Source organism: Pseudomonas sp. TWI923 (assembly GCF_039673365.1).
Lineage (GTDB): Bacteria > Pseudomonadota > Gammaproteobacteria > Pseudomonadales > Pseudomonadaceae > Aquipseudomonas > Aquipseudomonas sichuanensis.
On record NZ_JBDJLM010000053.1, the window covers coordinates 18,115 to 36,102 of the forward strand.

General features: G+C 65.3%; 14 protein-coding genes. 11 read left to right on the plus strand and 3 right to left on the minus strand.

The genetic code is table 11. The features are described from left to right. Positions 1 to 2 precede the first annotated feature (2 nt). A complete protein-coding gene (locus ABE459_RS18590) occupies positions 3 to 1,121 on the minus strand; it encodes a nitrilase-related carbon-nitrogen hydrolase (protein ID WP_323833481.1) in 1,119 nt (372 codons plus the stop codon). A 187-nt stretch (positions 1,122 to 1,308) separates the two neighbouring features. Here ABE459_RS18590 and ABE459_RS18595 point away from each other — a divergent pair, with 187 nt between their 5' ends. Together ABE459_RS18595 and ABE459_RS18600 are read left to right on the plus strand one after the other, a co-directional pair. Continuing rightward, positions 1,309 to 3,345 (plus strand): NADPH-dependent 2,4-dienoyl-CoA reductase, encoded by a 2,037-nt coding sequence (locus tag ABE459_RS18595; protein ID WP_323833483.1) that lies wholly within the window; start codon positions 1,309 to 1,311, stop codon positions 3,343 to 3,345. A 97-nt stretch (positions 3,346 to 3,442) separates the two neighbouring features. Then, positions 3,443 to 4,336: a pyridoxal-phosphate dependent enzyme gene (locus ABE459_RS18600; protein WP_323833485.1), complete on the plus strand. Its 894-nt coding sequence runs from the start codon at positions 3,443 to 3,445 to the stop codon at positions 4,334 to 4,336. Here ABE459_RS18600 and ABE459_RS18605 read toward each other — a convergent pair. Continuing rightward, a complete protein-coding gene (locus tag ABE459_RS18605) occupies positions 4,327 to 4,872 on the minus strand; it encodes a cytochrome b (RefSeq protein ID WP_110995853.1) in 546 nt (181 codons plus the stop codon). The two genes, ABE459_RS18600 and ABE459_RS18605, sit on opposite strands and share 10 nt — an antisense overlap. A gap of 176 nt (positions 4,873 to 5,048) precedes the next feature. Here ABE459_RS18605 and ABE459_RS18610 point away from each other — a divergent pair, with 176 nt between their 5' ends. Further along, the gene (locus ABE459_RS18610) at positions 5,049 to 6,668 is read left to right on the plus strand and encodes a WG repeat-containing protein (protein WP_323833488.1); all 1,620 of its coding nucleotides are present in this window, start codon (positions 5,049 to 5,051) and stop codon (positions 6,666 to 6,668) included. 59 nt (positions 6,669 to 6,727) lie between these two features. Here the strand turns inward: ABE459_RS18610 and ABE459_RS18615 are convergent, their stop codons facing one another. Then, positions 6,728 to 7,708: a DUF1853 family protein gene (locus ABE459_RS18615; RefSeq protein ID WP_323833490.1), complete on the minus strand. Its 981-nt coding sequence runs from the start codon at positions 7,706 to 7,708 to the stop codon at positions 6,728 to 6,730. Positions 7,709 to 7,752: 44 nt separating this feature from the next. On the opposite strand from ABE459_RS18615, the gene ABE459_RS18620 reads away from it, so the two are divergent. The 8 genes from ABE459_RS18620 (at position 7,753) to ABE459_RS18655 (ending at position 17,909) form a co-directional block, all read left to right on the plus strand. Beyond that, positions 7,753 to 8,643, plus strand: coding sequence for an NAD(+) kinase (locus tag ABE459_RS18620; RefSeq protein ID WP_110995856.1), 891 nt, complete (start codon positions 7,753 to 7,755; stop codon positions 8,641 to 8,643). Beyond that, positions 8,643 to 9,614: a metallophosphoesterase gene (locus ABE459_RS18625; RefSeq protein WP_125463276.1), complete on the plus strand. Its 972-nt coding sequence runs from the start codon at positions 8,643 to 8,645 to the stop codon at positions 9,612 to 9,614. The genes ABE459_RS18620 and ABE459_RS18625 overlap by 1 nt, the downstream gene beginning before the upstream one ends. Further along, on the plus strand, positions 9,611 to 10,489 hold the full coding sequence (locus ABE459_RS18630) for a rhomboid family intramembrane serine protease (protein WP_323833492.1): 879 nt from the start codon (positions 9,611 to 9,613) through the stop codon (positions 10,487 to 10,489). The genes ABE459_RS18625 and ABE459_RS18630 overlap by 4 nt, the downstream gene beginning before the upstream one ends. A 13-nt stretch (positions 10,490 to 10,502) precedes the next feature. Further along, positions 10,503 to 10,763, plus strand: a complete 261-nt coding sequence (locus ABE459_RS18635; protein WP_110995859.1) for a DUF1315 family protein — start codon at positions 10,503 to 10,505, stop codon at positions 10,761 to 10,763. Further along, entirely contained in the window at positions 10,760 to 11,590 is an 831-nt protein-coding gene (locus ABE459_RS18640) for a DUF2797 domain-containing protein (RefSeq protein ID WP_323833494.1), read from the plus strand. Before ABE459_RS18635 ends, ABE459_RS18640 begins: the two co-directional genes overlap by 4 nt. A 12-nt stretch (positions 11,591 to 11,602) precedes the next feature. Continuing rightward, complete coding sequence (gene pepN / locus ABE459_RS18645; protein WP_323833496.1) at positions 11,603 to 14,260, plus strand: aminopeptidase N; 2,658 nt, start codon at positions 11,603 to 11,605, stop codon at positions 14,258 to 14,260. Positions 14,261 to 14,487: 227 nt separating this feature from the next. Beyond that, positions 14,488 to 15,519, plus strand: coding sequence for a YCF48-related protein (locus tag ABE459_RS18650; RefSeq protein WP_323833498.1), 1,032 nt, complete (start codon positions 14,488 to 14,490; stop codon positions 15,517 to 15,519). Then, entirely contained in the window at positions 15,516 to 17,909 is a 2,394-nt protein-coding gene (locus tag ABE459_RS18655) for an RND family transporter (protein WP_125857933.1), read from the plus strand. Before ABE459_RS18650 ends, ABE459_RS18655 begins: the two co-directional genes overlap by 4 nt. The last annotated feature ends 79 nt before the right edge of the window (positions 17,910 to 17,988 follow it).

Genomic DNA, 17,988 nt, shown 5'->3' on the forward strand with positions numbered 1-17,988 from the left:
CGTTACAGCCACAGGTTGAGCAGGCGGGCGCCCTGGCTGGCGTTGCCCGCCCACAAGGTGCCGGCCTCGCTGGCAAAGCCCTGGCCGCCACCGCTCTGCTCCCAGAACTGCCCACGCATGAACACGCTCATGCTGGCGGCGCCGTCGCTGGCCGCCTGGGTCAGACGTTGCCAGGCCTCCTGCTCGCTGACCTCGCCACGCTGCAACGGCAGTTCGGCCGCCGCGGCCTGGTGACGGTTGCCGCGCCAGGGCAGTTGCCAGCGCTGCTTGCCGCTGAGAAACACCGGGTTGGCGATCAGTTGCACCGACTGCCCGGCCAGCAGCCGGTAGTTGTCCGGGTACCAGCTGTCACTGCCGACCAGCACGCCCAGGCGCCCGGCGGGTGTCTGCAGCACCTGCAGCGGCTGCTGGCGGCCATGGTGGATGTAGCGGCGGGTTTCGCTGTCCGGGTAGCGCTGGTATTGCGGTTGCCCCAGCACGCTGCCGTCAGCGGCGAACACCAGGCTGCTGTTGAACAGCGGGCCGCTGCCGGCATGCAGCACGCCGTTCTTCACATAAGGGGCGGGCAGGACGATCGAGCCGGCCACCAGGGTGACCCCGAACTCCCGCGCCAGGCCGCCGAACAGCTGTTGGTAATCGGCGGCCATCTGCGCGGCCTTCATGCGCAGGCGCGCATCGCTGCGCCGGTCGTCGCCGCTGGCCGACAGCATCGCCAGGCCGTAGCGCAGCGGGTTGCTCAACTCCAGCCATTGCCAGGCCTCGCGGTCGCGGGTGGCCTGGTACAGCTCGTTCTTCTCGCCACGGGCCCACAGCCAGGTGCCGATATGTTCGGGCAGCACCACCACGGTACGGGCATTCACCAGGCCCTGGTCGCGGGCCTGCTGCAGGTACGCCGACAGTTTGCGGTGCAGGCGCGCAAGGTTCTGGTAATCGCCTGGGTACAGCAGCGGCTCCACACCCAGGAGGTTGCCGTGCTCGCCCGGCACCCCCTGGTTGAGGGCCAGCTCGATACGCAGGTCGGACAGGTAGTGGCCTTCCGGGCGTTGCAGGGTCCAGAAGCCATAGCCGCAAAGGCCGGCGATGATGACCAGCGCCAGGGCGCCGGCTAGCAGTTTTCGCATGGAGCGGTTCAGCGCAGTGGGGAAAGAGGAGGTTAGGGTAAGCCTGCTGTGCAGCAGGATCAATAAGTTGTCAGTTTCGATCATTGAGCGCATTCAAACGCCTGTTTAATGTCGGCCACAGACAAACGACGGGGCCCGCCTTCGAGGTTCCCGCATTCCGTGATCACGCCACCTGTGGAGCTTATCCATGGCCAACACCCCTTATCCGCACCTGCTGGCTCCACTCGACCTGGGCTTCACCACCTTGCGCAACCGTACGCTGATGGGCTCGATGCACACCGGGCTTGAAGAGCGCCCGGGCGGCTTCGAGCGCATGGCGGCCTACTTCGCCGAGCGTGCCCGCGGTGGTGTCGGCCTGATGGTCACCGGTGGCATCGCTCCCAACGACGAGGGCGGGGTGTATTCCGGCGCGGCCAAGCTGAGCACCGAAGCCGAAGCCGACAAGCACCGGATCGTCACCGAGGCCGTGCATGCAGCCGGTGGCAAGATCTGCCTGCAGATCCTCCACGCCGGGCGCTATGCCTACAGCCCCAAGCAGGTGGCGCCCAGTGCCATCCAGGCGCCGATCAACCCGTTCAAGCCCAAGGAGCTGGACGAGGAGGGCATCGAGAAGCAGATCGCCGACTTCGTCACCTGTGCCAGCCTGGCCCAGCGCGCCGGCTACGACGGCGTCGAAATCATGGGTTCGGAAGGCTACTTCATCAACCAGTTCCTGGCGGCCCACACCAACCACCGCAGCGACCGCTGGGGCGGCAGCTACGAGAACCGCATGCGCCTGGCGGTGGAGATCGTGCGCCGGGTCCGCGAGGCGGTAGGGCCGAACTTCATCATCATCTTCCGCCTGTCGATGCTCGACCTGGTCGAGGGCGGCAGCAACTGGGAAGAGATCGTGCTGCTGGCCAAGGCCATCGAGCAGGCCGGCGCCACCCTGATCAACACCGGTATCGGCTGGCACGAGGCGCGCATCCCGACCATCGCCACCAAAGTGCCGCGCGCGGCATTCAGCAAGGTCACCGCCAAGCTGCGCGGCGCGGTGAGCATTCCGCTGATCACCACCAACCGCATCAACACCCCTGAGGTGGCCGAGGCCGTGCTGGCCGAAGGCGACGCCGACATGGTGTCGATGGCCCGGCCGTTCCTGGCCGACCCGGACTTCGTCAACAAGGCCGCGCAAGGCCGCGGCGACGAGATCAACACCTGCATCGGCTGCAACCAGGCCTGCCTGGACCACACCTTCGGCGGCAAACTGACCAGCTGCCTGGTCAACCCGCGTGCGTGCCACGAGACCGAACTCAACTACCTGCCAGTGCTCAACGTCAAGCGCATCGCCGTGGTCGGCGCCGGCCCTGCTGGCCTGGCTGCCGCCACCGTGGCTGCCGAGCGTGGCCACCAGGTGACCCTGTTCGATGCCGCCAGCGAAATCGGCGGGCAGTTCAATGTGGCCAAGCGTGTGCCGGGTAAGGAGGAGTTCTTCGAGACCCTGCGCTACTTCCGTAACAAGGTGAAGAGCACCGGCGTCGACCTGCGGCTCGATACACGCGTCGATGTGGCGGCGTTGGTCGAGGGTGGTTTCGACGAAATCATCCTGGCCACCGGCATCGCACCGCGCACCCCGGCCATCCCTGGCATCGACAATGCCAAGGTGCTCAGTTACCTGGACGTGCTGCTGGAGCGCAAGCCGGTGGGCGAGCGGGTGGCGGTGATCGGCGCCGGCGGTATCGGTTTCGATGTGTCCGAGTACCTGGTGCACAAGGGCGTGGCCACCAGTCAGGACCGCGAGGCGTTCTGGAAGGAGTGGGGCATCGACGGCCAGTTGCAGGCCCGTGGCGGCGTGGCCGGTATCAAGGCCGAACCGCATGCCCCGGCGCGCCAGGTGTACCTGTTGCAGCGCAAGAAAACCAAGGTCGGTGACGGCCTGGGCAAGACCACCGGCTGGATCCACCGCACTGGGCTGAAGAACAAGCAGGTGCAGATGCTCAACAGCGTCGAGTACCTGAGCGTGGACGATGCCGGCTTGCATGTGCGCGTCGGTGAAGGCGAGCCGCAGTTGCTGGCGGTGGACAATATCGTCGTCTGCGCAGGGCAAGACCCGCTGCGCGAGTTGCATGAAGGGTTGTTGGCCGCGGGGCAGTCGGTGCACCTGATCGGTGGCGCGGACGTGGCTGCAGAGCTGGATGCCAAGCGTGCGATCAACCAGGGGTCGAGGTTGGCTGCCGAGCTCTGATCCATCGCAATCGCTGGGCAAGCCCGCTACCACGGGCGATCGTGGGAGCGGGCTTGCCCCGCGATGCGTTTGTCAGGGCAACTGATAAACTCGCGCCATGCCCGAGTTCTCCCTACCCCAAGCCCCCCTGCAGCGCCTCGATCTGCCCTGGCTCCAGCATGCCGGTCTGGAGGCCGCCGTCCTGCGCCTTGACCTGATCGACCCACTGATCAGCGGCAACAAATGGTTCAAGCTGCGCCACCACCTGCTCGAAGCCCGGCAGGCCGGATCACCGGGCCTGATCAGCCTGGGCGGCAACCACTCCAACCACCTGCATGCCCTGGCCGCTGCCGGCAAGCGCTTCGGCTTCGCCACCGCCGGGCTGCTGCGTGGCCATGAGCAGGACACGCCGACCGTGCGCGACCTTCGGGTGCTGGGCATGCAGTTGCACTGGCTGGGTTACGCAGGTTACCGAGATCGGCACCAGGCGGGCTTCTGGCAGCCCTGGCAGGCCCGTTATCCGGGCTGGCACTGCATCCCCGAAGGCGGCGGCGGCCCCGCCGGTGCCCGGGGCTGCGCGCTGATCGTCGAGCAGTGCCGGGCGCAACTGGCCGCGCTGGGTTGGCAGGACTACGACGCCTGGTGGCTGGCCGCCGGTACCGGCACCACCCTGGCGGGGCTGGTGCTGGCGGAGCAGGGCAGGCATGCGGTGCATGGTGCCCTGGCGGTGCCTCTGGATCACGGCGTGCCGCAAACCGTGGCGGCCCTGGCGGGGCCGTACGGATACACGCTGCATGAAGCCAGCCGTGGCGGCTTTGCCCGGATCGATGACGAGCTGTTGGCGTTCGTCGCCGATAGCGAACGGCAGGCTGGCTTACCGCTGGAAGCCTTGTACACCGGCAAGGCGCTGCTGGCCCTGCGTGACCAGGTGGCGGCCGGGCGCTTCAAGCCCGGCACCCACCTGGTGTTCCTGCACAGCGGTGGCCTGCAGGGGCGACGCGGTTACTTGTAGGGCAGCATGCGCAGCAGGGTGTTGTCGCGGCGCACGTAGTGATGATACAGCCCGGCGAGTGCGTGCAGGCCGATCAGCCAGTAGCCCCAGCTGCCGATGCGTTCATGCCAGCCTTTGATGAACTTGGCCAGGTCCGGGTCCGGCGCGACGATGGCCGGCAGCTCCAGGCCATAGAAGGGGATCGGCTTGTCGGCGGCGCTGAGGATCGCCCAGCCGGCCAGCGGCAGGCCGATCATCATCAGGTACAGCAGCAGGTGCACCAGGTGCGACAAGCCGGTCTGCCAGGCCGGTGGCTTGGGCACGATCGCTGGGGTGGGGCGTGACAGGCGCAGGGCCAGGCGCAGCCACACCAGAACGAACACGCTCAGGCCAAGCATGAAGTGCAAATCCTTCATCACATCGCGTTCGGCGCTGCCCTTGGGGAACAGGCCGCGCAGCTCGATGCAGGCGTAGACGGCGGCCAGCAGCACCAGCATCAGCCAGTGCAGGGTGATCGACAGCCGCGAGTAATGGGCGGCGGGGGTGGATGAAACCATGGTGGATCCTCGTCATCAGGTCTGGAAGGGCGCTCTTGATTGGCGCCTGCCCTCAACTTTAATCGCTGGCGTGAAAAACGGCTTGCTTCAGATCTATCAAGTGCAGCCGACATAGCGAACCAGGTGGTGGCCATGGGCCTGCGCCTGTTTTCTATCGCACAAGGATGATGTGTTCAATGAACCCCCTGATTACCGCCCCTCGGGCGGCGCTGTTCGCTTCCCTTTCCCTGCTGCTTGCCGGTTGTGAGCAAGCCCCGGCCGTCAAGACGCCGCCGGTTGCCCAGATGACCATTCCGCTGTGCGTCAACGACCAGTGCGCGGTACTGGATCAAAACGGCGCCTTTCGCGTCGGCCCCGACAACGACTACGACCTGATCTACACCCAGCCCTTCACCAATGCCTTCATTTTTGGCAAAGGCGACTACTGGAACCTGGCCAGTGGCGACGGCAAGCAGGTGCTGCGCGCCGAGCTCACCGATGAGGTCTTCCCCTTGACGCCGGGCCTGTTCGGCTTCGTGCGCGATGGCAAGTCCGGGGTGATGGACGAGCAGGGCAAGGAAGTCCTGCCGGCCGCGTTCGATAGCATTTATGTCGGTGGCGAAAATGACTTCATCGTCGTTGAGCTGGATGAGCGGCGCGGCATCCTTACGCCCAAGGGCGAGAAGGTCAGCGAAGCGGTGTTCGACTCGATGTACGTGCGCGACGATTTCACCAAGCGCGGCAACTGGGTGCTCGCCCAGAAAGGCAGTGAAAACTGGGGCTACAACCTGCAGACCAAGGTGCTGCGCAAGCTTGATTTCGACACCATTACCAGCGCGGCGGATGGTTTCCTGGTGGTCTCCCGCGAAGGGCAATCCGGTGTCGGCCTGGCCAATGCCGCAGGCGATCTGGTGATCCCGCTCGGTAAATACTGGCTGGGCACCCCGGGCGCTGGCCTGGTGGGTTACCGCGATGGCTACGACAAACCCTGTGGTTATCTCGACTACCAAGGCAAGGTGATCATCGAGGCGCAATACCAGAGCTGCGAAACCTTCGGCAAGACCGGTGCCATGGTGCAGGTGCCACGCACCGAGGAAGATCGTGGCAAGGCCGGCATGATCGGCCACGACGGCAAGTGGCTGATCCAGCCCGAATACGATTCGGTCGGTGACGCAGGCCTGGGCCTGATGGGCATGAGCGGCCATCGCCCGGGTTTCAACCATATCGGCAAGCTGCAGAACGCCTTCCTGGCGACCTACGGCACCATCGACCTGGACCAGGGCAAAGTGCTGGTTCAGCCCACCTACCAGCAGATCGGCGTGATCACCCCCAAGCGCTTTGCCTTCACCGAACTGAAGTCGCCGCGCAAGACCGTGACGTTCCTCGGCATGCCGAGCGAGACCGCCACCGTGGGCCTGATGGACGAGCAGGGCAAGGTGCTGATCAAGCCTGAGCAGTTCGTGATGCTCAAGCTGACGGCGGACGGGCACCATCTGGTGGCTTCCGAGGGCAGCACTTCGGACGCTTCGCGGGCGCTGTACGACCTCGACGGCAAGCTGCTGGTGCCGGCCAAATGGCAAGACCTGCAGGTTGACGAAGCAAGGGGTGCAATCTTCGGCTACCGGGTCGAGGGCAATGGCGACGACGCCGTGCGAACCCTGCGTGCCCTGTACCGCCTGGACGGCACCGTGGTGTTCGACACCAACCGTCTGCCGTGCGGTGCGGAGCAGGTAGTGGATGGCAAAGGCAAGGTGCTGTGGCCGCAGGATGCCCAGGCCCATTGCCCGGCGCCTGAGCCTGTGGCCGAGGCCTCCTGATCTTCCCTCGCGCCTGCCGGGCCTCTTCACGGATCAGCCGCTGAAGGGGCCTGGGCTCATCACCCAGGCAGGTGTGGCCAGCTGTCGGCCACCAGGAATACCCGCTCGACCTCTTCCCAGGCCCCGTCGGTCTGCTGCGCCATTCTGGCCAGCAGTTGCGCGGGTGCGTGGGCGTCCAGCTTCCCCAGCCATGCCTGGAACTGCGCTGCACTCAAGCAGTCCCCTGGCGCCAGGCGTGCCGGTGCCAGCCAGGCATGCCGGGGCAGGGGCTGCCAGCGCTGCGCCGGGTCGTTGGCCCAGTCTCGCCGATGCAGCCAGCCGCCACGCAGGTGTTCGGGGTTGCTGCCGGAGGGCGGTCGGGCTGCCGGGCCTGCCAAGGGATAGAACATATAACCGCCCAGCCACAGGTGTGCCTGCACCTGGTCCACGCCCAGCGCGTCGAGCACCTGACGACTGTGCGGGCCACTCGACATGGGCAACTGGTGGTGCGCCAGGTGCGCCAGTTTCTGTCCCAGCCGGTCATGACAGCCAGGCCCAAGCCAGTCGGCCGGATCGCTGCCATCACCCGTACTGGGCCCCAGGTAAAGCTTGATTGCCAGCTCCAGGTGATGATCGCCTTCGCGGTCGCGCAGCAGGATATCCAGCTCGCCCAGGGTGTGTCCGCCATCGCGGATCGCCAGGTTGGCCGCCAGCAGCTCGATGCCCGGCGCCTGGCGCAAGGCGAACTGCCACAGCGCTTCGTAATACAGCCCCAGCCGACGGCTGCTCAGGCGTGCCAGCCCTTCTAGCAATGGCGCCGGGGCCTGGTCGAGTGCGCGCAGCCAGTCGCCCAGGCGCGCCGGGTCGTCGGCCCAGCCGCTGGCGTGGAGCGGGTGGCGCTGTGGCTGCGGGGTGTCTTGCAACAGTGGCGGCGACAGGATCGTCCAGGCCAGGTCGCGCACTGCGGGGTGGCGCAACTGGCGGGGCAGGGGGGCGAGGTCGGCGAAGGGCATCATCCCGCGAGCATAGCCGGTTTGCCGCTGCCCGGTGCTTTCGCCCATAATCCCGGCATAGTCACCCCGCCGCAGAGCCTTGCAGGAGCACCATGGAGCAATTTCGCAATATCGGTATCATCGGACGCCTTGGCAGCTCCCAGGTGCTCGACACCATTCGCCGACTGAAAAAATTCCTCCTCGAGCGCCACCTGCACGTGATCCTCGAGGACACCATCGCCGAAGTGCTGCCCGGCCACGGCCTGCAAACCTCCACCCGCAAGCTGCTGGGCGAGGTGTGCGACCTGGTCATCGTGGTCGGTGGCGACGGCAGCCTGCTTGGCGCCGCCCGCGCCCTGGCTCGGCACAACATTCCGGTGCTGGGCATCAACCGCGGCAACCTGGGTTTCCTCACCGATATCCGCCCCGATGAGCTGGAGCAGAAAGTCGCCGAAGTGCTCGACGGCCACTACCTGGTAGAGAACCGCTTCCTGCTGCAGGCCGAGGTGCGCCGCCACCACGAGGCCATCGGCCAGGGCGATGCGCTCAACGACGTGGTGCTGCACCCGGGCAAATCGACGCGGATGATCGAGTTCGAAATCTACATCGACGGCCAGTTCGTCTGCAGCCAGAAGGCCGACGGCCTGATCGTCGCCACCCCCACCGGTTCCACGGCCTATGCGCTGTCCGCCGGCGGGCCGATCATGCACCCCAAGCTCGACGCCATCGTCATCGTGCCGATGTACCCGCACACGCTGTCGGGCCGGCCGATCGTGGTGGATGGCAACAGCGAGCTGAAGATCGTGGTGTCCAACGACCTGCAGATCTACCCGCAGGTCTCCTGTGATGGCCAGAACCACTTCACCTGCGCCCCCGGCGACACCATCACGGTGAGCAAGAAGCCGCAGAAGCTGCGCCTGATCCATCCGCTCGACCACAACTACTACGAGGTCTGCCGCACCAAGCTTGGCTGGGGCAGCCGCCTGGGGGGCAGGGACGACTGATGCTCGATCCGGCGCGCAGTTTCGACATCATCGGTGACGTGCACGGTTGTGCGCTCACCCTCGAGCGCCTGCTCGACGCCCTCGGTTACAAACGCATCGGCGGTGTCTGGCGGCACCCACGGCGCCAGGCGCTGTTCCTCGGCGATATCGTCGACCGCGGCCCGCGCATTCGCGAAGCGCTGCACATCGTCCACGACATGGTCGAGGCCGGCCAGGCTTTCTGCATCATGGGCAACCACGAATACAACGCCCTGGGCTGGGTCACGCCGGCCCTGCCGGGCAGTGGCAAGGCCTACGTGCGCGAACACACGCCACGGCATGCCCGGCTGATCGACGAAACCCTCACCCAGTTCGCCCAGCACCCCGGCGACTGGCACGACTTCATCCAGTGGTTCTACGAGCTGCCGTTGTTCGTCGACGCCGGGCGTTTCCGCCTGGTGCACGCCTGCTGGGACCCGCAGTTGATCGAACCGCTGCGTAAGCAGTACCCCAACGGCTGTATCGACGAGCACTTCGTGCAGGCCTCGGCAGTGTCCGGCAGTTTTGCCGCGACCGTGTGCAATCGCCTGCTGCGCGGCACCGATATGCGCCTGCCGGACGGCCTGACGCTGACCGGCGGCGATGGCCTGACCCGCGCCTTCTTCCGCACCAAGTTCTGGGAAGAAGACCCGCAGACCTACGGCGATATCGTCTTCCAGCCCGACGCGTTGCCCGACGAGGTGGCGCGTGCGCCGCTCAGCCATCACCAGAAGAACGCCCTGTTGCGCTATACCGAGGACGAACCGCTGCTGTTCGTTGGCCACTACTGGCGCAGCGGCCGCCCGGCGCCGATCCGCGGCAACCTGGCCTGTCTGGACTACAGTGCCGTGCTGTACGGCAAGCTGGCCGCCTACCGGCTGGATGACGAAACCCGCATCGACCCGCACAAGTTTGTCTGGGTCGACGTCGAACGCCCACAGGCCAATCAATGAACGTGATCGAAGTGCTGCGCCTGCCGCTGGCGGTCGACCTCAGCGGTTTCGTCGCCCTGCTGCGGCGCCTGCAGGTGCCGCACCGGGTGGTCGAGGAGGGCGGGGAGCAGGTGCTGTGGGTGCCGCCGGCGATTGCCGAGGATGTTCGCGAGCTGTACACGCGCTACCCCGACGGCAATGCCGACCTGCAAGCCATCCCGGAGCCAGCGCAAGGCAGCTTGCCTGCGCCTGTGCCCTCCTTGAAAGAACAGGCCATCGCCTGCAAGGTCACCGCCAGCGTGCTGTTCCTGTGCCTGGTGGTCGCCGGCCTGACCGGCCTGGGCGACAACCTGACCACCATCGCCTGGTTCACCTTCCTGCCCTTCCAGGTGCAGGGCGAGTACCTGTATTTCACCCCGCTGCTGCAGGCGCTCGGCGAAGGCCAGTGGTGGCGCCTGGTGTCGCCCATGCTGCTGCACTTCGGCGTGCTGCACCTGGCGATGAACGGGATGTGGTACTGGGAGCTGGGCAAGCGCATCGAACTGCGCCAGGGCCCGTGGATGCTGCTGTCTTTGACCCTGCTGTTCAGCCTGGTGTCCAACCTGGCCCAGCACTTCACCAGCGGGCCGAGCCTGTTCGGCGGCTTGTCCGGCGTGCTGTACGGCTTGCTCGGGCATGTCTGGCTGTACCAGAAGCTGGCGCCCAACCCGCAATTCAGCCTGCCCCGGGGCGTGCTGGCGATGATGCTGATCTGGCTGCTGGTGTGCCTGAGCGGTGTGGTGGGGCAGCTCGGCTTCGGCCAGATCGCCAACGCCGCCCACGTGGGCGGGTTGCTCATCGGTTGCCTGACGGGGCTCTTGGGTGGATGGCTCGCCCGGCGTAAACTGTCCGCCTGACTGAGGAGACACCATGTCCACGTTCGCGCAAATGATCGAAAACATCACCCCCGAGATCTACGAAAGCCTGAAAACGGCCGTCGAAATCGGCAAATGGTCCGATGGCCGCAAGCTCACCGCCGAGCAGAAAGAACTGTCGCTGCAGGCCGTGATCGCCTGGGAAATCCAGAACCTGCCCGAAGACCAGCGCACCGGCTACATGGGCCCGCAAGAGTGCGCATCGAAGTCCGCGCCGATCGCCAACATCCTGTTCAAGTCGGACTCGGTACATTGATCGAACTCGCTCGTGGCTCTTTGAGCAAGATGGCGGTGCGTCTGGAAGCACCGGTCGTTCAATACAGTTTCCGCCTGGACGACACCCAGGTGCCGGTGAACCCGCTGATCGGTCAGTCGATCCGCCTGGAGTACCTCGGCGCCATCCACTGCACCTACTGCGGCAAGCGCACCAAGACCAGCTTCAGTCAGGGTTACTGCTACCCCTGCATGACCAAGCTGGCCCAGTGCGACGTGTGCATCATGGCCCCGGAAAAATGCCACTACGACGCTGGCACCTGCCGCGAGCCATCGTGGGGCGAGCAGTTCTGCATGACCGACCACGTGGTGTACCTGGCCAACTCGTCGGGCATCAAGGTCGGCATCACCCGTGCCACCCAGCTGCCCACCCGCTGGCTCGACCAGGGCGCCAGCCAGGCGCTGCCGATCATGCGCGTGGCCACCCGGCAACAGTCCGGGCTGGTCGAAGACATCCTGCGCAGCCAGGTGCCGGACCGCACCAACTGGCGTGCATTGCTCAAGGGCGATGCCGAGGTGCTCGATCTGGTGGCCATCCGCGAACAGATTTTCGACGCCTGCGCCGACGGTATCCGTGGGCTGCAGGAGCGCTTTGGCCTGCAGGCCATCCAGCCGCTGCCCGACGCCGAGGTGGTGCAGATGCGCTACCCGGTCGAGGCTTACCCGAAAAAGATCGTCAGCTTCAACCTCGACAAGGACCCGGTCGTGGAGGGCACGCTGCTGGGCATCAAGGGCCAGTACCTGATCTTCGACACCGGCGTGATCAACATTCGCAAGTACACGGCCTATCAACTGGCCGTGCTCCAGTAAAGGATCGTCACCATGCGTACCGAACAACCGCAAGTGATCTACCTCAAGGACTATCAGGCCCCCGAGTACCTGATCGACGAGACGCACCTGACCTTCGAGCTGTTCGAGGACCACACGCTGGTGCACGCGCAACTGGTCATGCGCCGCAACCCCGAGCGTGGCGCGGGCTTGCCGCCACTGGTGCTCGATGGCCAACAGTTGGAGTTGCTGCGCGCTTTGCTGGATGACCAGGAACTGCAAGCGGGCGACTACCAGCTCGATGACAGCAGCCTGACCCTGCAGCCGAAAAGCGAGCGCTTCACCCTCGACACCAGCGTGAAGATCCACCCGGAAAGCAACACCGCGCTGGAAGGCCTGTACAAGTCCGGCAAGATGTTCTGCACCCAGTGCGAGGCCGAGGGTTTCCGCAAAATCACCTACTACCTCGACCGGCCGGACGTGATGAGCGTCTTCACCACCACGGTGATCGCCGAGAAGCATCGCTACCCGGTGCTGCTGTCCAACGGCAACCCGATCGGCAGCGGGCCGGCCGAAGACGGCCGCCACTGGGCCACCTGGGAAGACCCGTTCAAGAAACCGGCCTACCTGTTCGCCCTGGTGGCGGGTGATCTTTGGTGCGTCGAGGACTCCTTTACCCGCCAATCGGGTCGCGACGTGGCGCTGCGCATCTATGTCGAGCCGGAAAACCTCGACAAGTGCGACCACGCCATGGTCAGCCTGAAGAAGTCCATGCGCTGGGACGAAGAGGTCTATGGCCGTGAATACGACCTGGACATCTTCATGATCGTCGCGGTCAACGACTTCAACATGGGCGCCATGGAAAACAAGGGCCTGAACATCTTCAACTCCAGCTGTGTGCTGGCCCGTGCCGAGACCGCCACCGACGCTGCCCACCAGCGCGTCGAAGGCGTGGTCGCCCACGAGTACTTCCACAACTGGTCGGGCAACCGCGTGACCTGTCGCGACTGGTTCCAGCTGTCGCTCAAGGAAGGCTTCACGGTGTACCGCGATGCCGAGTTCAGCGCCGACATGAACTCGCGCACGGTCAAGCGCATCGAGGACGTCGCCTACCTGCGCACCCATCAGTTCGCCGAAGACGCCGGCCCCATGGCCCACCCGATCCGCCCGGACAGCTTCATCGAGATCTCCAACTTCTACACCCTGACGGTGTACGAGAAGGGCGCCGAGGTGGTCGGCATGGTCCACACCCTGCTGGGGGCCGAGGGCTTCCGCAAAGGCAGCGACCTGTATTTCGAGCGCCATGACGGCCAGGCGGTGACCACCGACGACTTCATCAAGGCCATGGAAGACGCCAACGGCGTCGACCTGAGCCAGTTCAAGCGTTGGTACAGCCAGGCCGGCACCCCGCGCCTGGAAGTCAGCGAGGCTTACGATGCCGCTGCGCAGCGCTACAGCCTGACCTTCCGCCAGAGTTGCCCGCCGACCCCAGGGCAGGTCGAGAAGCTGCCGTTCGTGATCCCGGTGGCACTGGGCCTGCTGGACGCCGAAGGCAATGACCTGCCACTGCGCCTGGCCGGCGAAAGCGCCACCAGCGGCACCAGCCGCGTGCTGTCGGTGACCGAAGCCGAGCAGACCTTCACCTTCGAAGGTATCGCCAGCAAGCCGCTGCCCTCGTTGCTGCGTGGCTTCAGCGCCCCGGTCAAGCTGAGCTTCCCCTACGACCGCGACCAGCTGATGTTCCTCATGCAGCACGACAGCGACGGCTTCAACCGCTGGGAAGCGGGGCAGCAGCTGGCGGTACAGGTGCTGCAGGAACTGATCGGCCAGCACCAGCGTGGCGAAGCGCTCACGCTTGACCAGCGCCTGATCAGCGCACTGGGTACCGTGGTCGGCAATGAGTCGCTGGACCCTGCCATGGTCGCCGAGATGCTCTCGCTGCCGGGCGAGGCCTACCTCACCGAGATCAGCCAGGTGGCCGATGTGGACGCCATCCATGCGGCCCGCGAGTTTGCCCGCCAGCAGATCGCCGCGCAGTTGTTCGACGCCCTGTGGGCCCGTTACCAGGCCAACCGCGAAGTGTCGCGCAAGACCCCTTACGTCGCCTCTGCCGAGCACTTCGCGCGCCGCAGCCTGCAGAACATTGCGCTGTCGTACCTGATGTTGAGCGGCAAGCCGCAGGTTGTGCAAGCGACCCTGGAGCAGTTCGATCAGTGCGACAACATGACCGAGCGCCTCACCGCCCTGGCGGTGCTGGTCAACTCGCCGTTCGAGGCTGAGCGGGCCAAGGCCCTGGAAACCTTCGCCGAGCACTTCAAGGACAACCCGCTGGTCATGGACCAGTGGTTCAGCGTACAGGCGGCAAGTGCCTTGCCGGGCGGGCTGGCGCGGGTCAAGGCGCTGATGCAGCACCCGGCCTTCACCTTGAAGAACCCGAACAAGGTGCGGGCACTGGTCGGTGCTTTCGCCGGGCAGAACCTGGTCAACTTCCATGCCGCTGACGGTTCGGGTTATCGCTTCCTGGCGGACCTGGTGATCGAGCTCAATGCACTGAACCCGCAGATCGCTTCGCGCCAATTGGCGCCGCTGACCCGCTGGCGCAAGTATGACGATAAACGTCAGGCGCTGATGAAGGGTGAGCTGGAGCGGATTCTGGCTTCGGGCGCGCTGTCCAGTGATGTGTATGAGGTGGTGAGCAAGAGCCTGGCGTAATCCTGGTTCTGCTCTATCGCGGGGCAAGCCCGCTCCCACGGTGATCGGCGTGGGAGCGGGCTTGCCCCGCGATGTTTTTGCCGGTTAACAAAACATAACGTCCCGCTCGTTGTTTTCTGTCGGATTACCCCGATAGGATGGCCCGAAGCTATTCCAGGGCTCTGGAACAGGGTTTCTCGGCACCTGGCAATAGATTGACCCAGCACAAGAACACAAAAGGGGCAGTCATGAGAGAGCGGATCACGGCACGGGGCCGGCACGGCGCCTGGCCATTGGCAGCCAGCGCGATGCTGGCGCTGGCACTGGCGGCATGGGCGGGCAGCGTCGATGCGGCGGTGGCCGCCGAGGAATACTCGGTCGAGTCGGCCAAGGCCAGCCAGAGCCTGTTGATCGGTGCCACCCACGCAGGCAAGCGCCTGGTGGTGGTCGGCGATCGCGGCCATATCCTGTTCTCCGACGACCAGGGCAAGACCTGGACCCAGGCCCGGGTACCCACCCGGCAACTGCTCACCGCCGTGTTCTTCCTCGATGACAAGCGCGGCTGGGCTGTTGGCCATGACGCGCAGATCCTCGCCAGCAGCGACGGCGGCGCGACCTGGAGCAAGCAGTTCGAAGACCGCTCCCGCGAAGCCCCGCTGCTCGATGTGCGCATGCTCGACCCGCAACAGGGTTATGCCGTCGGTGCCTATGGCACGGTGCTCGAAACCCTCGACGGTGGCCAGCACTGGCAAGACGTCGGCGAGCGCCTGGACAACCCCGATCAATTGCACCTCAACGCCATCACCTTGGTGAAAGGCGCCGGCCTGTTCATCGTCGGCGAACAAGGCAGCATGTTCCGCTCCAGCGACAACGGCCAGAGCTGGTCGAAAGTCGAAAGCCCCTACGAGGGCTCGTTGTTCGGCGTGATCGGTACCGCCCAGCCCAACACCCTGCTGGCTTACGGCCTGCGCGGCAACCTGTTCCGCTCCACCGATTTCGGTGACAGCTGGCAGCCGATCGAGCTTCGGGCCGAACGTGGCCCGCTCGAATTCAGCCTGGCAAGCGCTACGCTTCTCGAGGACGGCAGCGTGGTACTGGTCGGTAACAGCGGCAGCGTGCTGCGCAGCCATGACGACGGGCAGAGCTTCAGCGTGCGCAACCGCGCCGACCGCGTCGCCCTGGCCGGGGTCAGCGGCCTTGCCGGCGGCGGCCTGCTGCTGGTAGGGCAGGGCGGTGTGCACCTGGCATCGGCCGACGGCACCCAGGAGGTGCGCCCATGACCAGCCGGGAGAGCTTCGACATGCAGCACAAGGACAAGGCCACCCTGCTGGAACGCCTGATCTTCAACAACCGCCCCATGGTCATCGCCATCTGCGTGCTGGTGAGCCTGTTCCTGTTCTGGCAGGCCACGCAGATCCGCCCGTCCACCAGTTTCGAAAAGATGATCCCGCTGCAGCACCCCTTCATCGAGCAGATGATGGAGCACCGCAACGACCTGGCCAACCTCGGCAACACCGTGCGCATCTCGGTCGAGGCGGTCAACGGCGACATCTTCGACAAGGACTACATGGAAACGCTGCGGCAGATCCATGACGAGGTGTTCTACATCCCCGGCGTCGACCGCGCCGGCCTCAAGTCGTTGTGGAGCCCCAGCGTGCGCTGGAGCGAAGTCACCGAAGAGGGCTTCTCCGGCGGCGAGGTGATCCCCAACACCTACAACGGCTCGCAGGGCAGCCTCGACACCCTGCGCGACAACGTGCTCAAATCCGGCCAGGTCGGGCGCCTGGTGGCCAACAACTTCAAGTCCAGCATCGTCGACATTCCGTTGCTGGAGAGCTTCCCCGACCCCCAGGACCCAGGCAAGCAGGTCAAGCTCGACTACCAGCAGTTCTCCCATCAGCTGGAAGAAAAGATCCGCGACAAGTTCCAGGCGCAAAACCCTAACGTCAAGATCCACATCGTCGGCTTCGCCAAGAAGGTCGGTGACCTGATCGACGGGCTGGTGATGGTGGCGATGTTCTTCGGCATCGCGCTGGTGATCACCTGGGCGCTGCTGTACTGGTTCACCTGGTGCATCCGCAGCACCATCGCCGTGCTGATCACCACCCTGGTGGCGGTGGTCTGGCAGTTGGGGCTGATGCATGCGGTGGGCTTCGGGCTCGATCCGTATTCGATGCTCGTGCCGTTCCTGATCTTCGCCATCGGCATCTCCCACGGGGTGCAGAAGATCAACGGCATCGCCTTGCAGTCCAGTGACGCCGACAATGCCCTGACCGCAGCCCGGCGTACCTTCCGCCAGTTGTTCCTGCCGGGGATGATCGCCATCCTGGCCGACGCCGTGGGCTTCATCACCTTGCTGATCATCGATATCGGGGTGATTCGCGAGCTGGCCATCGGCGCCTCGATCGGCGTGGCGGTGATCGTCTTCACCAACCTGATCCTGCTGCCCGTGGCCATCAGCTATGTCGGCATCAGCCAGAAGGCCATTGCCCGCAGCAAGAAGGATGCTACCCGCGAGCACCCGTTCTGGCGCCTGCTGGCCAACTTCGCCAGCCCCAAAGTGGCGCCGGTGTCCATCGTGCTGGCACTGCTGGCCTTCGCCGGCGGCCTCTGGTACAGCCAGAACCTGAAGATCGGCGACCTCGACCAAGGTGCCCCGGAGCTGCGCCCCGACTCGCGCTACAACCAGGACAACCGCTTCATCATCAGCAACTACTCGACCAGTTCCGACGTGCTGGTGATCATGGTCAAGACCCCGGCCGAGAGCTGCTCGATTCACTCGACCATGGCGCCCATCGACGAGTTGATGTGGACCATGGACAACACCCCGGGCGTGCAATCGACCATCTCCCTGGTGACCGTGTCCAAACAGGTCATCAAGGGCATGAACGAGGGCAGCCTGAAGTGGGAGACGCTGTCGCGTAACCCGGGCATCCTCAACAACTCCATCGCCCGTGCCGACGGCCTGTACAACGGCGACTGCTCGCTGGCACCGGTGCTGGTGTTCCTCAACGACCACAAGGCCGAAACCCTGGAGCGGGTCACCGCCGCAGCCAAGGCCTTTGCCGACAGCCACAACAAGGACGGCCTGCAGTTCCTCCTGGCGGCGGGTAACGCCGGTATCGAGGCAGCGACCAACGAAGTGATCAAGTCGGCCGAGCTGACCATCCTGATCCTGGTCTACCTGTGCGTGGCGGTGATGTGCATGATCACCTTCCGCTCCTTTGCCGCCACCCTGTGCATCGTGCTGCCACTGGTGCTCACCTCGGTGCTGGGCAACGCGCTGATGGCGTTCATGGGTATTGGCGTGAAGGTCGCCACGCTGCCGGTGGTGGCGCTGGGTGTGGGGATCGGCGTGGACTACGGCATCTACATCTACAGCCGTCTGGAAAGCTTCCTGCGCGCAGGCCTGCCACTGCAAGAGGCCTACTACCAGACGCTGCGCTCCACCGGCAAGGCAGTGCTGTTCACCGGCCTGTGCCTGGCCATCGGCGTGTGCACCTGGATCTTCTCGGCCATCAAGTTCCAGGCCGACATGGGCCTGATGCTGACCTTCATGCTGCTGTGGAACATGTTCGGCGCACTGTGGCTGCTGCCGGCGCTGGCGCGGTTCCTGATCAAGCCGGAGAAGCTGGCGGGCAAGGAGGGCGGGTCGATCTTCGCCCACTGATCCTCAGCATGGGGCCGCTCTGCGGCCCACTCGCCGGCAAGCCGGCTCCCACAGGTGAAGATGGCGCGATCTCTGTGGG

Bases quoted from the DNA above. Each gene is read 5' to 3' on its own strand.
- pepN (WP_323833496.1), top strand. From the start codon at position 11,603: ATGCGTACCGAACAACCGCAAGTGATCTACCTCAAGGACTATCAGGCC.
- ABE459_RS18605 (WP_110995853.1), bottom strand. From the start codon at position 4,872: ATGGTTTCATCCACCCCCGCCGCCCATTACTCGCGGCTGTCGATCACC.
- ABE459_RS18595 (WP_323833483.1), top strand. From the start codon at position 1,309: ATGGCCAACACCCCTTATCCGCACCTGCTGGCTCCACTCGACCTGGGC.
- ABE459_RS18610 (WP_323833488.1), top strand. From the start codon at position 5,049: ATGAACCCCCTGATTACCGCCCCTCGGGCGGCGCTGTTCGCTTCCCTT.
- ABE459_RS18620 (WP_110995856.1), top strand. From the start codon at position 7,753: ATGGAGCAATTTCGCAATATCGGTATCATCGGACGCCTTGGCAGCTCC.
- ABE459_RS18590 (WP_323833481.1), bottom strand. From the start codon at position 1,121: ATGCGAAAACTGCTAGCCGGCGCCCTGGCGCTGGTCATCATCGCCGGC.
- ABE459_RS18635 (WP_110995859.1), top strand. From the start codon at position 10,503: ATGTCCACGTTCGCGCAAATGATCGAAAACATCACCCCCGAGATCTAC.
- ABE459_RS18615 (WP_323833490.1), bottom strand. From the start codon at position 7,708: ATGGGCGAAAGCACCGGGCAGCGGCAAACCGGCTATGCTCGCGGGATG.
- ABE459_RS18625 (WP_125463276.1), top strand. From the start codon at position 8,643: ATGCTCGATCCGGCGCGCAGTTTCGACATCATCGGTGACGTGCACGGT.
- ABE459_RS18600 (WP_323833485.1), top strand. From the start codon at position 3,443: ATGCCCGAGTTCTCCCTACCCCAAGCCCCCCTGCAGCGCCTCGATCTG.
- ABE459_RS18630 (WP_323833492.1), top strand. From the start codon at position 9,611: ATGAACGTGATCGAAGTGCTGCGCCTGCCGCTGGCGGTCGACCTCAGC.
- ABE459_RS18655 (WP_125857933.1), top strand. From the start codon at position 15,516: ATGACCAGCCGGGAGAGCTTCGACATGCAGCACAAGGACAAGGCCACC.
- ABE459_RS18650 (WP_323833498.1), top strand. From the start codon at position 14,488: ATGAGAGAGCGGATCACGGCACGGGGCCGGCACGGCGCCTGGCCATTG.